This window comes from Rathayibacter sp. AY1C7, assembly GCF_002931865.1.
GTDB lineage: Bacteria > Actinomycetota > Actinomycetes > Actinomycetales > Microbacteriaceae > Rathayibacter.
In genome coordinates, this window is the sequence record NZ_PSWB01000001.1 from 173,582 (window position 1) to 187,889 (window position 14,308).

Below are 14,308 nucleotides of genomic sequence, written 5' to 3' on the forward strand. Positions count from 1 at the left end.
CTGCCTAGGTAATTACAGCGGTGTCATTCGCTCAGGTCAAGTCGCGGACCATAAACCCTCAACCCGCCGTGGAGGGTTCACGACACACCGGCGTGTCGCGAACGTGAGATCCGATCAGGCGGTCGCGGCGCTCCGTGCGCGCCAGGCGCTCTCCACCATCTCGGCGACCGTGTGCCGCATCTCCCAGCCCAGGTCGCGGGCCGCTGTCGCGCCGGAGGCGACGATGCGGGGCGGATCGCCCGGCCGCCGTGGGGCGACCTCGGGCGTGAAGGCGATGCCGGTGCTGTCGGCGATCGCGCGCATGATCTCGCCGACGGAGGCCCCGGATCCGCTGCCCAGGTTGTAGACCGGGTCGATCGGCTCGCCGGCGGCCAGGCGGCGCGCCGCGGCGACGTGCGCGAGCGCCAGGTCGGCGACGTGGATGTAGTCGCGGACGCAGGTGCCGTCCGGCGTCGGGTAGTCGTCGCCGTTGATCCGGGGCGTGCGGCCGTCCAGCAGCGCCTCGAAGACGAGGGGGAAGAGGTTGTGGGGGCTGGTGTCGTAGACGTCCGGGTAGCCGGATCCGACGACGTTGAAGTAGCGCAGGGAGGCGTGCCGGACGCCGTGCGCCCGCCCCGCGTCCGCGAGCAGCCACTCGCCGATCAGCTTCGACTCGCCGTAGGGCGATTCCGGGCTCTTGGGGGTGTCCTCGGTGACGATCTCGACGTCGACTGCGCCGTAGACGGCAGCGCTCGAGGAGAAGACGATCGAGGAGACCCCGGCGCGCTCCATCGCCGCCAGCACGCGCATGGTGCCGGTGACGTTCTGCTCGTAGGTGTGCAGGGGGCGCTGCACCGAGACTCCGGCGTACTTGAACCCGGCGACGTGGACGACGCCCTCGATGTCGTGCTCGGCGAGCACGCGGTCGAGCAGGGCCTCGTCGAGGATCGAGCCCTGGTGGAACGGGACGCCCTCGGGCACGAACGACGCGTGCCCCGAGGAGAGGTCGTCGAGGACGACGGGGTCGATGCCCTGCTCCGAGAACGCGCGCACCACGTGCGCCCCGATGTACCCGGCTCCCCCGGTGACCAGCCATGCCATGTGGATCCTCCTCGGTGCGGGCCCGCGACTCCGCGCGCCGGAAGACACCCTAGCGGCGGGGATCGACGGCGCGGATCGGCCGGATGACGCCGGGTGGCGATATCCTGCCGTCGTGCTCCGCTCCGTCGCCCTCCTCGCCCTGCCCGGCCTCGCGCCGTTCGAGTTCGGGGTCGTCTGCGAGGTGTTCGGGATCGACCGCGGCGTCGACGGAGGGCCCGCCCTCGACTTCCGGATCGCCACTCCCGATCCGGGCCGCGTCCGGACGAGCCTCGGATTCGACCTGCTGATCGCCGATGGTCTCGACGCGGCCCGGGACGCGGACCTGATCGCCGTCCCCGCCCACGGCCGCGGGCCCGCCGACGAGCGGGTCCTCGACCTCCTCCGCGAGGCTCACGAGCGCGGCGCGTGGATCCTCAGCGTCTGCAGCGGGGCCTTCACCCTGGCGCAGGCGGGCCTGCTCGACGGCCGGCGCGCGACCACCCACTGGATGCACGCCGCGGAGCTCGCCCGGCGCTTCCCCTCCGTCACGGTGGACCCGGAGGTCCTCTACGTGCAGGAGGGGCGCATCGTGACGAGCGCGGGCACCGCGGCCGGCATCGACGCGGCGCTGCACGTGGTGCGCGAGGAGCTGGGCGCGACGGCGGCGAGCGTCGTCGCCCGGCGGATGGTCGTGCCCCCGCAGCGCCACGGCGGGCAGGCGCAGTACCTGCGGACCCCCGTTCCCGAGGCGCGCGCGGACTCGCTGGCCGAGGTCACCGAGTGGATGCTGGAGCACCTCGACGAGGACCTCTCGATCGAGGCGCTGGCCCGTCGGGCCCTGATGGCCCCCCGCACCTTCGCGCGCCGCTTCCGGGCCGACCTCGGCACGACTCCGCTCGCCTGGCTCACCCGCCAGCGCCTCCTCCGGGCGCAGGTGCTGCTGGAGGAGACGGAGCTGACCCTCGAGGCGGTCGCCGCGCGGGTCGGCTTCGGCACGGCCGCGGTGATGCGCCACCACTTCACGCGCGTCCTGCGGACCACGCCGGCGGCCTACCGCCGCACGTTCGCCGCCTGAGCGGCCGGCACCGGGATCGCTGGAGGGATCAGACCGTCGCGACGAAGAGCCTGCCCCGTCCGGTGACGGCGAGAGCGCCCTCCGACGGGGTCACGAACACGCTGCCGCCGCGCTCGACGCGGACCGAGCCCTCGGCGCCCTCGAGCGAGAACGAGCCCTCGGTCGCGATCGCGATGGCGGGTCCGTGCAGGGCGACGCGGGCCGGCGTCTCCGACTCCGGCTCCACGACGGCGAGCACGAAGTCGGGGACGTCCGGACGGTAGACGCGCACGCCCGGTCCGGCCTGCTCGGCCGGGAGGTAGGGCACGGGCAGCGGCGAGAACTCGAGCACGCTCACCAGCTCGGGCACGTCGATGTGCTTGGGCGTGAGGCCCCCGCGCAGCACGTTGTCGGAGGCGGCCATCAGCTCCACGCCCGTGCCCGCGAGGTAGGCGTGGATGTTGCCTGCGGGCAGGTAGAGCACCTCGCCGCGGGCGAGGCGGACGCGGTTGAGCAGGAGCGAGAGCACGATGCCGGGGTCGCCCGGGTAGCTCTCGTCCAGGTCCCGGACCGTGGTCGTCTCGAGGCGGTCGTCGCCCGCGGACGCCGCGACGACCGCGGACACCAGCGCGGCGACCTCGGCGCGGTCGCCGTCGGCGAGCAGCCACGACAGGGCGCCGCGGAGGACCTCCGAGGGCTCGCCCTCGAGCGTCCGGGCGAACCGCGCGATCGCGGCCGCCTCCTCCGCCGGGGCGCGCCCGGCCAGCTCGGCGAGCAGCGCCCGGGCGTCCGCCGGCTCGCGGAAGCCGCAGAGCGCGTCGAAGCTCTCGCTGAGCGCGTAGATCAGCTCGGGCTTGTGGAACGGGTCCTTGTAGTTGCGATCGGCGGCGTCCCGCGGGATGCCGGCCTCCTCCTCCTCGACGAACCGGCGCCGGGCCCGCTCGGACGAGGGGTGGGCCTGGAGCGACAGCGGCCCGCCCGCGGCGAGGATCTTGAGCAGGAACGGCAGACGGGGAGCGCCCGAGACCGGATCGACCGCCCCCTCCACTCCGGCGAGCGCCGCCTCGGCGTGCTCGCCGATCCACTCGGCGAGCGTGCCGGCGCCGACCGAGGCGGGGTCGAGGATGCGCGCGGGCGAGCCCGGGTGCGCGCCGAGCCAGAGCTCGGCCTCGGGGGCGCCGGAGGGCGCGGTGCCGAGGGCCTCCGAGATGCCGGTGAGCGAGCCCCAGGCGTAGTCGCGGGGGGTGTTGCCGATCGGGATGAACACGGGAGCGCTGGCCTTCCGTCCGAGGGGTGGGTCCGAGCCGCTCAGCCGGACGCGCCGGGGCCGCTCCGCTGCGACGCTAGCAGGATCCACAACGCGGGCCCGGGAGGAGGGCCCGCCTGTTGGTGCTCTCCGCCAGAGGACGCGGCACTCGCAGGCGCGCTTCGTACGCTGGGAGTCGCAGCACTGTCGCCGTCGGAGCGGTCGCCGTGCCGCATCCGACGAGCGAGGGAGCACAGAGCATGGACAGCACGACCTTCGAGACCCTGGGGGCCGACTTCTACGGGTTCGAGGCGGCGCTCACGCCCGCCGAGAAGGAGCTGCTGGTCGGCGTCCGCGCGTTCCTCGAGGAGCAGGTGCGGCCGATCGCCGACGAGTACTGGGAGCGCGCGGAGTTCCCGCGGCAGCTGATCCCCGCGATCCACGCCACCGGCGTCATCGGCCTCTCCTGGCCCGAGACCCGCGCGATCGAGAACTCCGCCGTGTTCCGCGGCTGGGTGGCGCTCGAGCTGGGCCGGGTGGACGCGGGCATCGCGACCTACGTGGGCGTGCAGAACGGCCTGGTGATGGGAACGGTCGGCGTCGCCGGCTCCGAGGAGCAGCGCGCCGAGTGGCTGCCGAAGCTCGCCTCGGGCGAGGTCATCGGCGCCTTCGGGCTCACCGAGCCGCACTCCGGCTCCGACTCCGCCCAGGGCCTGCGCACCACCGCCCGCCGGGACGGCGACGACTGGATCCTCGACGGCGAGAAGCGCTGGATCGGCAACGCGACCTTCAGCGACGTGACCGTGATCTGGGCGAAGGACGCGGAGGACGGCCAGGTGAAGGGCTTCCTCGTCCCCACCTCGACGCCGGGCTACCGCGCCACCGCCATCGCGCGCAAGCAGAGCCTGCGCACGGTGCAGAACGCCGACATCGTGCTCGAGGGCGTCCGCGTCCCGGAGTCGCTGCGCCTGCAGCGCGCGAACTCGTTCCGCGACACCGCGAAGGTGCTCCGGCTCACCCGCGCCGAGGTCGCCTGGCAGGCCATCGGCGTCGCGATCGGCGCCTACGACGCGGCGCTGCGCTACGCGAAGGAGCGCGTGCAGTTCGGCAAGCCGCTCGTCGGGCACCAGCTGGTGCAGGACCTCCTGGTCAAGAGCATCGGCAACATCACGGCCAGCATCGCCCTGGCGACCCGCGTGTCCGAGATGCTCGACGCCGGCGAGCAGCGCGACGAGCACTCCGCCCTCGCGAAGGCCTTCGCGACGGCCCGGATGCGCGAGACCGTCGCCTGGTGCCGCGAGGTGATGGGCGGCAACGGCATCGTCCTCGACTACGGCGTCGCCCGCTTCTTCGCCGACGCGGAGGCCCTCTACTCCTACGAGGGCACCCGCGAGATGAACACGCTGATCGTCGGCCGCTCGATCACCGGCACCGCTGCGTTCGTCTGAGCCTCCCGTCCAAGCCGTCTTCCCCGAGGGGGCGGCCAGGCCGGGGAGCGAGCGGCGGCGCGCCCGGCACGCCGCCGCGCCGCCCCCGCTCCCTAGACTGGTCGCCATGATCCGACGCGCCGCCCCCGCCGCTCCCCGAGCGCTCGCGGTGGCGGTGCTGGCCGTGCTGCTGGCCGGCCAGTCGCTGCGGAACCTCGCCGGATGGTGGGGCTGGGGCGTCGTCGTCGCGGTGCTCCTGGGCGCCTCGATCGCCGTGCTCGTCCGCGCCCGCCCCCGCCTGCGCTGGGCCCGCACGCCGAAGTCGCTGGTCCTCTTCCTCGGGCTCGCGGTGCTCTCGCTGCTGTGGTCCGCCTATCCGGGAGCGAGCGCGATCGGAGTCACGGCGCAGCTCGCGACGACGCTCGGCGGCGTCGTCCTCGCCGTCACGCTGAGCAGCCGGGAGCTGCTCACGGCTCTCGGACGGGCCCTGCGCCTCTCCGTCGGCCTGTCGCTCCTCTTCGAGCTCGTGATCGCGGTCGTCGTGCGGCAGCCCGTCCTGCCGTTCGGCGTCGAGCCTCCCGCCGACGGACCGACGCCCGACGCCTTCTACTGGTCGCAGGCAGCCCTCTTCACCGGCGAGCCCGTCCAGGGGATCGTCGGCAACCGCAACCTCCTCGGCTTCCTCGCCCTACTCGGCCTGATCGTGATCGCGATCGAGCTGGCGGCCCACTCGATCCGGCGCCGGTGGGGAGCGGTCTGGGTCGCCCTGTTCGTCGCGACCCTCCTGCTCACCCGCTCGGCGACCGTTCTCCTCTGCCTCGTCGCCGTCGTCCTCGCGGCCGCGTTCGCGCTCTGGGCTCGCCGGAGGGGCGAGTCCCGCCGGCGTCCCGTCTACCTGACCGCCGCGGGGCTGGCGGTGGCGGCCGTCGCCGGAGGCGCCGCGGGCTGGGGCGCCCTCCTCGGCCTGCTCGGCAAGAGCGAGGACGCCACGGGCCGCCTCGACATCTGGGACTCGGTGATCGCGCTCACGCTGCAGCGTCCGGTCCTCGGCTGGGGCTGGGTCAGCTACTGGGCTCCCTGGGCCGCCCCGTTCGACACCCTCGCCGAGCGCAAGGGCGTGCTCTACCTGCAGGCCCACGACGCCTGGCTCGACGTCGCCCTCCAGCTGGGAGCGGTCGGCCTCGTCCTCTTCGCGGCGCTCGCCGTCTCGACGCTGTGGCGCTCCTGGTTCCGCGCGGTCGACCGCCCGCGGCGCGACGCGACCTCGACCCTCCCCTACACGGCCGTCAGCCTCGCTCCGCTGCTGATCGTGGTCGCCCTCCTGGCGCAGTCGCTGTTCGAGAGCCGGATCCTGATCGAGGGAGGCTGGCTGCTCCTCGTCCTCTTCGCGGTGCAGACCAAGCGACCGGCGACCGAGACGCCCGAGGTCCTCGCCGCGACCCCGCTCCCCCTCGCCGACGCCTCCCCGAGGCGATGAGGCGCCGCCGCCCCTCGCTCCCCGCCTCCGTCGCCGACGCGACGGCGTCCCCGCAGTTCGCGGCGGCCCTCGCGCAGACCACTCTCGTCACCGTCCTCTGCGCCCCGGCGGTCCGCGGGCTCATCGGCTGGCCCGGCTACATCGCCGCCGTCGCCACGCTCACCGCCCTCGCCGCGGTCATGCTCGTCCTGCGGCGCGGGCGGCTCGACTGGGAGGGCCTGCTGCCCACGAGCATCCTGGTGTTCCTCGGCTGGATCGCGCTCAGCGTGCTGTGGAGCGACTACACCTGGGCCACGGTCTCGAGCGTCGTCTACCAGTTCGCCCTGGCGTTCCTGGCGATCGCGATCGGCCTCACGCGCGACATCATCCAGATCATCCGCTCAGTCGGCGACGTGCTGCGGGTCGTGCTGATCGCCTCGCTGGCCGTGGAGGTGCTCTCGGGGGTGCTGATCGACCAGCCGCTGCGCTTCCTCGGCGTGGAGGGCCTGCTCGCGGTCGGCGGGCCGATCCAGGGACTCGTCGGCACGCGCAACCAGCTCGGGCTGGTCTGCCTGCTGGCGATCGTGACGTTCTCGGTGGAGCTGATGACCCGCTCCGTCGCCCGCGGGCCGGCCGTCGCCTCGATCGCCCTCGCGGCGGTCACCCTCCTCTTCACGCGCTCCGCCGTGAGCGCGGGCGTGCTCGCCGTGGCCGTCGTCGTCGCCCTCGCTCTGCGCTGGGTGCGCCACGGCGACGGCACCCACCGCCGTCGGCGGCAGTTCGCGGTGCTCGGCGTCGCCGCCGCGGCCTCCCTCACCGTGTGGCTCCTGCGCTACCGGGTGATCGAGCTGCTGAACGCGGGCAGCGAGTTCGAGTTCCGGCTGCGGCTCTGGCAGCAGGTCTGGCGCTTCACGGACCTCGCTCCGATCGTCGGCTGGGGCTGGGTGGGCTACTGGCGGCCCGACCTCTACCCCTTCACCGCCATCGACTACCTCTCGGGCCGCCCGCACTCGTCGAGCCTCAACGCGCTCTTCGACGTGGCCCTGCAGGTCGGCGCGGTCGGGGTGGTCCTCTTCGTCGTGCTGATCGGCCTCGCGCTCTGGCGCTCCTGGCTGATCGCCTCCGAGCGCAAGGCGGTCGTGCACGTCTGGCCGGTGCTGGTGCTGGCCGTGCTGATGGTCACCGCGCTGGCCGAGAGCTCGATCCTGCTCGACGCCGGCTGGCTGCTCGTGGTGCTCTGCGCGATGCGCGCGGCCCAGGGACTGAGCTGGCGCCGGCTCCTGCACCCGCGGGACTGACCGGACTCCTCAGCGCCCGCGCCGCCGCGCCACCTGGCGGAGCACGGCGAGGTGCTCCTCCCGGCAGCGCTCCCAGCTGAAGGACCGGGCGCGCTCGACGCCGAGCGGGCCGAGCTCGCCTGTCCGCTCGATCGCCTCGAGGATCCCGTCCGCGATCGAGCGCGGCTCGAGCGGATCGACGTAGACCGCGGCGTCCCCGCAGATCTCCGGGAGCGAGCCCGCGTCGGACGCGGCGACCGGGCATCCCGACGCCATCGCCTCGATGGGAGGGAGGCCGAAGCCCTCGTAGAGGCTCGGGAACGCCAGCACCGCGGCTCGGCGGTAGAGGTCGGCGAGCTCCTCCGGAGTGACGTGGCCGCGCCACTCGACGAAGTCCGGCAGCGGGCCGAGGCGGTCCAGATCCCCTCCCGTCAGCACGAGGCGGAGGGCGTGCCCCTCCTCCCGCAGCAGGCGCACCGCCTCGAACAGGCGGGCGTGGTTCTTGTGCGGCCAGGCGCGCGCCGGGTAGAAGACGAAGTCCTCGCGTGTGCTCAGATTCGCGACGAAGCGCCGGGTGTCCACGCCGAGATGCGACACGTGGATCCGCTCCTCCGGGATGCCCAGCAGCTCGACGATCCGCCCCTTGGTGAAGGCGCTGATGGTGATGACCGCGTCGGCGCGGCGAGCGGTCGCCTCGTAGGCGAGCCGGCGGAAGACGCGCTCGACGCGGGGGAAGAGGTGCGGGAGGTCGCGGTGCTGCAGATCGAACAGCATCTGCACGTGCCCCTGCCGCCGCGACGGCCACGGGAGCGGGACCGTGAACGGGAAGTAGAGCACTGCGTCCCGGCCGAGGCGCCGACGCAGCTGCGGCGTGCGCAGGAGCGCCTGGAGCATCCCCACGGCCCGGCGGCGGTGGCCCGCCCCGCTGACGACCCCCTCGGCCACGACCTCGGGCACGCCCTCGCTGAAGCCGCGCGCGTTCTCGGGGACGAGCACCTGCACGGCGGGCCCCTCCTCCCCCGGCCGCGGCGCAAGGAGGCGCGTGAGCGCGCGCGCGTAGGTCTCGCCGCCGCCCATCCCGCCCGGGTCGACGGTGAGCACGGCGAGCGTGACGGGGCGGAGTTCCGGCATGGCGTCCAATCGGTCCGAAGCCCGGCCAGGATACCGGCGGGCCGCACCGCTCCCGGCGCCCGGCCGTGCCCGTGGGTAGTATGTGTCCCGCTGTCATCGACCCCGACGAATTGGACCACCACGTGCCCCGCGCTTTGATCACCGGAATCACCGGCCAGGACGGCCTCTACCTCGCCGAGCTCCTCCTCTCGAAGGGCTACGAGGTCTTCGGGCTCGTCCGCGGGCAGAACAACCCCAAGTACGAGCTGGTCCGCCGCACCGTGCCCGAGGTGACCCTGCTCACCGGCGACCTGACCGACGTGTCGAGCCTGGTGCGCGTGCTCGCCGCCGCCCAGCCCGACGAGGTCTACAACCTCGGTGCGATCTCGTTCGTCGCCTACTCGTGGGAGAACGCGTCGCTCACCACCGATGTGACCGGCAAGGGCGTGCTCAACATCCTCGAGGCGACCCGCCTCTACGCCGGCTCCGACATGTCGCGCGTGAAGTTCTACCAGGCCTCCTCCTCCGAGATGTTCGGCAAGGTCCAGCAGGTCCCGCAGAGCGAGGAGACGCTGCTCTGGCCGCGCTCGCCCTACGGAGTGGCCAAGGTCTTCGGCCACTACATGACCATCAACTACCGCGAGTCGTACGGCATGCACGCCTCCTCCGGCATCCTCTTCAACCACGAGTCGCCCCGCCGCGGCCCGGAGTTCGTCACCCGCAAGATCAGCCTCGCGGTCGCCCGCATCAAGCTCGGCCTCCAGGAGACGCTGGAGCTCGGCAACCTCGACGCGAAGCGCGACTGGGGCTTCGCCGGCGACTACGTCGACGCGATGTGGCGCATGCTGCAGCAGCCCGAGGGCGACGACTACGTGGTCGCGACCGGCGAGACCCACGAGATCCGCGAGTACCTCGACATCGCCTTCAACCACGTCGGCATCGAGGACTGGACCCCGTACGTGACCCAGAACCCCGCGTTCATGCGTCCCGCCGAGGTGGACCTGCTGATCGGCGACCCGGCGAAGGCGCGCGACGTCCTCGGCTGGGAGCCGAAGGTCTCGTTCCCCGAGCTCGTGGCGATGATGGTCGAGAACGACCTCGCCGAGCAGTCCGCGCTGATCAAGTAGTCATGCCTGCCGCTCTCGTCACCGGAGCGAGCGGTCAGGACGGGGGCTACCTCGTCGAGCGCCTGCTCGCCGACGGCTGGGAGGTCTCCGCGCTCGTGCGCGGGACCGACGACGCCGCTCTTCCCGCCGCCGTCCGCGCCTTCGAGGGCGATCTCCGCGACGCCTCCGGCCTCGGCCGTATCGTCGCGGAGGCGCAGCCGGACACGGTCTTCCACCTCGCCGGCCTCTCCTCCGTCGCGCTCTCGTGGAAGGAGCCCGTGCTCACGGCCGAGGTGACCGGCACCGCGGTCGCCGCGCTCCTGGAGGCCTCGCTGGCGCTCCAGGAGTCGGCGGGCCGGGAGGTCCGCTTCGTCCAGGCCTCCTCCTCCGAGATCTTCGGGGCCGCGACCGAGAACCCGCAGACCGAGCGGACCCCGATCCGCCCGGTCTCGCCTTACGGAGCCGCGAAGGCGTTCGCGCACCACCTCGTCGCGGTCTACCGCGGCCGAGGGCTCCACGCCTCGTCCGGCATCCTCTACAACCACGAGTCGCCGCGTCGGCCGCTCGGCTTCGTCACCCGCAAGATCACCGCCGGAGTCGCGGCGATCGCGACGGGCGCCGAGTCGGAGCTCTCGCTCGGCAATCTCGACGCGCGCCGCGACTGGGGCTGGGCTCCCGACTACGTGGACGCCCTCGTGCGCGCCTCGCGCGCCGAGGAGGCGAGCGACTACGTCGTGGCGACCGGAGTCGCGCACTCGGTCCGCGACTTCGTCCGTGCCGCCTTCACCGCGGCCGGCATCGACGACTGGGAGCAGCGGGTCACGATCGACCCGCGGTTCGCGCGCCCCGTGGACGCCCCCGAGATGCGCGGGGACGCCTCCCGGGCCCGCGAAGTGCTCGGCTGGGCGCCGACCGTCGGCTTCGAGGAGATCGTCGCCCGCATGGTCGAGAACGACCTCGAGCTGGCGCGCCGCTCCGACTGAGCCGCGCCCACCGCGTGCAGAAGGCCCCCGCTCCTGGAGCGGGGGCCTTCTGCACGCGGTGGGTCGAGGACGCCTAGGCGGTCGCGTCCGACTGCTCGGCCCGGGCCCGCTCGTCGACGCCGTCTCCCTCGACGAGGTAAGACCAGACGCGGGCGGCGTACTCGTCCCAGGTGCCGCCGTCGATCGCGAGCGCCTCCGCCGAGAGCCGCGCGTGCAGCTCGTCGTCGGTCAGCAGCCGCTCGAGGGCCGCGGCGATGTCGTGGTCGTCGTGCGGATCGACGAACAGCGCGCCGCCCGAGGCGGAGACCTCGTGCATGCTGCCGAATCCGGAGGTCACGACCGGGGTGCCGACCGAGATCGACTCCACGATCGGGAGACCGTAGCCCTCGTTGATCGAGGGGAACACGGTGCACCGGGCCAGGCGGTAGGCGCTCCAGAGCAGCGCGTCGGTGATCTTGGAGAGCGAGCGGACCGGACGGCCCTGGCCCTCGAGGACCTCGAGTCGGTACTCGAACTCGGCGCTGCTCCAGGCGTTGCCGCCGATGAAGACCAGGCTGAAGCGAACGCCCCGGCGCCAGAGCAGCTCGGCGGCCTGGAGCACCGCCAGGTGGTTCTTCCGCGGCTCGTGGCTGCCGACGCAGACGACGAGCGGGAGGTCACCGGTCACCAGCGAGCGCGCGGCGGTGGCCAGCTCCTCGTCCGAGACGCTCTCCGGCTGCGAGGGCAGCAGGATCGGGCGGATGTCCGGCCCCTGCATCCCGACGCTGCCGAGCATGTGGCGCCAGCCGGAGTACTCGGTCGCGGCCGCCTCGGAGATGGTCGCGATGCGGTCCATGTGCGACACAGCGACGAGCGTGCGCGAGAACGCGGCGCTGATGCCCGTGCTCGCCGTCTCGGCGGTGGTGACCGGCACGCAGTCGAAGCCGATGGTGCCCGTGCGGTTGCCGCTGAACTCGGCGAGGGCGGAGACGCGCGACGTCCGCTCGTCCTCCACGGCGAGCTCGGGCAGGAGGTAGGTGCCCTGCCACGGGACGATCACGCGGGAGCGGTCCTCGGCGGCGTCGGGCACGTCGCCCGAGACGGCGTTCCGGCTCTGCTCCGGGGTGAGCATGACGAGCGACTCGTGGGTCGAGTCCCAGCCGGCGAGCAGGATCTCGTGGTCGCGCGTCCAACGGACGAGGCTCTGGCGCACCACGCGCTGGATGCCCGTGGCCAGCCCCGTGCGCGCGGTGTGGTGCACGTCGACGACGACCGCGCCGACGACCACCTCGACCTCGGGGTGGTGGAAGCGGGCGAAGACCCGGTTCGAGGCGATAGTGGACGCGGCGTGGGTGAGCAGACCGGCGGTGCCGTCCAGCCGGGCCCGGCGGCGGCCGTCGACGACGTCCTCCCGGCGCGGGAGCGTGCCGCGGAGGACGGCGAGCACCAGCCAGACCTCGCGGTCGGTGGGGGCGGGCAGCAGAACGCTCAGCTGTCCGGTAAGGGCGTCGACGCTGCCCAGCGGCTCCACAGTGGGGGCCAGGGTGCGCACCAGGGTGGCGAGACGGTCGACCAGGTACTGCTTAGAGCGCACGGGGCGCCTCCTCGTGCTCGATGAGGGCCGAGGGGCCGATCAGGGCGGCCCACAGCTCCCGGGCGTAGTCGTCCCAGGTGCGCTCGGGCCGCTCTGCCGCCTCGAGGCGGAGCTCGTCGACGAGCTCCGGCGACGTCAGCAGGCGGCGCATGCCGTCGGTGATCTCCTCGTCGGACTCCGGGTCGATCAGGACGCATCCGCCGTGCTCGGCGATCTGCGCCGTGCTGCCGTAGCGCGAGGTCAGCACGGGCAGCCCGATCGACAGCGCCTCGGCGACCGGCAGGCCGTACCCCTCGTGCAGCGACGGGAACGCCAGGAACAGCGCCTCCCGGTAGCTCGCGATCAGGACGTCGTCGTCGGCTCCGCGGAGCACCTCGACCGGGCGCCCGGCGGCGACCAGCTCGCGCACGCGGGGATCGAAGACCTGGTGCGCCCACGGGTTGGCCCCGCCGATGAAGCGGACGCGGAACCGCAGGCCCTCGCGCCAGAGGACCTCGGCGGCGTGCAGCACCGCGAGATGGTTCTTGCGGGGCTCCTGGCTGCCGACGCAGAGCACGAGCGGCAGGCCGGACGCGCTCCGGCCCTCGGAGCGCAGGCCGTCCGGGAGCTCCACGGGCAGCGGGACCGGGACGACGGTCGGGCCGGTGAGGCCCTGAGCGGGGAGCGCTCGCACGAAGCCCTCGAACTCCAGCGCGGCCGCGGCGCTCACCGTGGCGACGCGCTCGGCGTGCTTGACCACGGAGAGGAAGTTGACGAAGCGCACCGTCTCCTCCGGCGGCACCGTGTCGGCGCTGACGACGGGGATGGCGTCGTGGCCGAGGACGACGACCTCGTTGCCGGAGTACTCGGCGAGGGCCGCGAGCGGCCCGCACTGGTTGTAGTCGGGCACCGAGGGGATGACGACGACGCTGCGGTAGGGCACGACGAACTCGATGCGCTCCGGATCGCCATGCTCCCAGTCGCGCCGCCCGGCGGAGGACCAGTCGACGACGCGCTCGTGCTCGATCGCGCTCAGGCGCCGGAAGGACATCGATCCGTGGACCCAGGCGACCGGGACGATCTCGTGCTCGGCATCCCAGCGGGACACGGTCTGGCGCACGACCCGCTGGACGCCGGTGTTGTGACCGTGGCGGGCGGGGAAGTCGACGTCGATCAGGACGGCCCCGGTGACGACCTCGACACGGGCGTCCAGATCGGCGAACCCGGTCGCGGTGCGGGAGCCCGCCTCGAGGAAGATGCGCAGCGCCGCCTCCTCGGGGGCGAGCTCGAGGGCGCGGCGGAACCAGTCGAACAGCTCGCTCGTCGGGTACGCGGCCGTGAACGACACCAGCGCGACCCAGGTCAGCTCGTCGTCCTGGCGCGAGCGGATCTCGCGGGCCACCTCGTCGAGGTACGGGCCGGGCCCGCGGGTGCGCAGCGAGGCGCGGCGCTCCTCGTCGAAGAGGAGCGCGCCGATCTGCTCCAGGCGTTGCAGCATCGCCTCCGTGCGGTGGGCGCGCGCGGCGGCCGCGCCGGCGGCCGAGACCTGCGACCGGTCGCTCATCGCGCCCGACCGGACAGGCGGCGCTTCACGAAGCGCGCGCTGTGGCCGACGGCGCCCGACAGCCCGAGCTGCTCGACGCGGATCTGGAAGGTGCGCACCAGGCGGAGCGGCTTCGTCACCCGCCAGGAGAGGGTGCGTTCGAAGCCGGAGGCGGTCACTCCGCCCACCTGGATCCGCTCGACCCACTCGTCGAAGGGGTCGTTGAGGAGGGAGTCGACCTGCGCGCGCAGGCGGGCGAGCTCCTCGTCCGGGGACTCGGGCTCGGCGAGACGGGGCTCGATGGGAGCCCCGAACGTGCGGGCGGGCTCGGCCGGGACGGCGGCGGGAGCGGCGTCGCCGACGGCCGATTCGAGGCTCGGGTCGGGAGCGGGAGGAGCGTCCTCGCCCGTGCCGCCGAGGACGGGGGCGGGGTCCCCAGCGCTCTGCGGCGCCGGGTCCAGGGGGACGTCGGAAGGCTGCGTGGGCATGGCGAAC

General features: G+C 73.4%; 12 protein-coding genes. 6 read left to right on the forward strand and 6 right to left on the reverse strand.

Annotated features, from left to right (window positions below; translation table 11 throughout):
* Positions 1 to 114: 114 nt before the first annotated feature.
* A complete protein-coding gene (gene galE, locus C5C69_RS00750; protein WP_104232806.1) occupies positions 115 to 1,080 on the reverse strand; it encodes a UDP-glucose 4-epimerase GalE in 966 nt (321 codons plus the stop codon).
* 112 nt (positions 1,081 to 1,192) lie between these two features.
* Between galE and C5C69_RS00755 the strand changes: the two genes are divergently transcribed.
* On the forward strand, positions 1,193 to 2,134 hold the full coding sequence (locus C5C69_RS00755; RefSeq protein ID WP_104232807.1) for a GlxA family transcriptional regulator: 942 nt from the start codon (positions 1,193 to 1,195) through the stop codon (positions 2,132 to 2,134).
* Positions 2,135 to 2,162: 28 nt separating this feature from the next.
* Here the strand turns inward: C5C69_RS00755 and manA are convergent, their stop codons facing one another.
* Complete coding sequence (manA, locus tag C5C69_RS00760; protein ID WP_104232808.1) at positions 2,163 to 3,380, reverse strand: mannose-6-phosphate isomerase, class I; 1,218 nt, start codon at positions 3,378 to 3,380, stop codon at positions 2,163 to 2,165.
* 239 nt (positions 3,381 to 3,619) lie between these two features.
* Between manA and C5C69_RS00765 the strand changes: the two genes are divergently transcribed.
* The 3 genes from C5C69_RS00765 (at position 3,620) to C5C69_RS00775 (ending at position 7,540) form a co-directional block, all read left to right on the forward strand.
* Positions 3,620 to 4,807, forward strand: a complete 1,188-nt coding sequence (locus C5C69_RS00765) for an acyl-CoA dehydrogenase family protein (RefSeq protein WP_104232809.1) — start codon at positions 3,620 to 3,622, stop codon at positions 4,805 to 4,807.
* 106 nt (positions 4,808 to 4,913) lie between these two features.
* Positions 4,914 to 6,263 carry an O-antigen ligase gene (locus tag C5C69_RS00770; protein ID WP_104232810.1) on the forward strand — a complete coding sequence of 450 codons (1,350 nt, stop codon included), beginning with the start codon at positions 4,914 to 4,916 and terminating at the stop codon, positions 6,261 to 6,263.
* Positions 6,260 to 7,540 (forward strand): O-antigen ligase, encoded by a 1,281-nt coding sequence (locus C5C69_RS00775; protein WP_104232811.1) that lies wholly within the window; start codon positions 6,260 to 6,262, stop codon positions 7,538 to 7,540. Before C5C69_RS00770 ends, C5C69_RS00775 begins: the two co-directional genes overlap by 4 nt.
* Before the next feature lie 9 nt (positions 7,541 to 7,549).
* Here C5C69_RS00775 and C5C69_RS00780 read toward each other — a convergent pair whose 3' ends face one another.
* Positions 7,550 to 8,650, reverse strand: a complete 1,101-nt coding sequence (locus C5C69_RS00780) for a glycosyltransferase family 1 protein (RefSeq protein ID WP_104232812.1) — start codon at positions 8,648 to 8,650, stop codon at positions 7,550 to 7,552.
* Between the two features lie 122 nt (positions 8,651 to 8,772).
* Here C5C69_RS00780 and C5C69_RS00785 point away from each other — a divergent pair, with 122 nt between their 5' ends.
* On the forward strand, positions 8,773 to 9,756 hold the full coding sequence (locus tag C5C69_RS00785; RefSeq protein WP_104275317.1) for a GDP-mannose 4,6-dehydratase: 984 nt from the start codon (positions 8,773 to 8,775) through the stop codon (positions 9,754 to 9,756).
* Positions 9,757 to 9,758: 2 nt separating this feature from the next.
* Positions 9,759 to 10,718, forward strand: coding sequence for a GDP-mannose 4,6-dehydratase (locus tag C5C69_RS00790; protein WP_104232814.1), 960 nt, complete (start codon positions 9,759 to 9,761; stop codon positions 10,716 to 10,718).
* A gap of 73 nt (positions 10,719 to 10,791) precedes the next feature.
* Here C5C69_RS00790 and C5C69_RS00795 read toward each other — a convergent pair whose 3' ends face one another.
* The 3 genes from C5C69_RS00795 to C5C69_RS00805 are packed head-to-tail and all read right to left on the reverse strand — an operon-like array spanning position 10,792 to position 14,301.
* Positions 10,792 to 12,291, reverse strand: coding sequence for a glycosyltransferase family 1 protein (locus C5C69_RS00795; protein WP_104232815.1), 1,500 nt, complete (start codon positions 12,289 to 12,291; stop codon positions 10,792 to 10,794).
* Complete coding sequence (locus C5C69_RS00800; RefSeq protein WP_104232816.1) at positions 12,281 to 13,834, reverse strand: glycosyltransferase; 1,554 nt, start codon at positions 13,832 to 13,834, stop codon at positions 12,281 to 12,283. The genes C5C69_RS00795 and C5C69_RS00800 overlap by 11 nt, the downstream gene beginning before the upstream one ends.
* Positions 13,831 to 14,301 (reverse strand): hypothetical protein, encoded by a 471-nt coding sequence (locus C5C69_RS00805; protein WP_104257099.1) that lies wholly within the window; start codon positions 14,299 to 14,301, stop codon positions 13,831 to 13,833. The genes C5C69_RS00800 and C5C69_RS00805 overlap by 4 nt, the downstream gene beginning before the upstream one ends.
* Positions 14,302 to 14,308 lie beyond the last annotated feature (7 nt).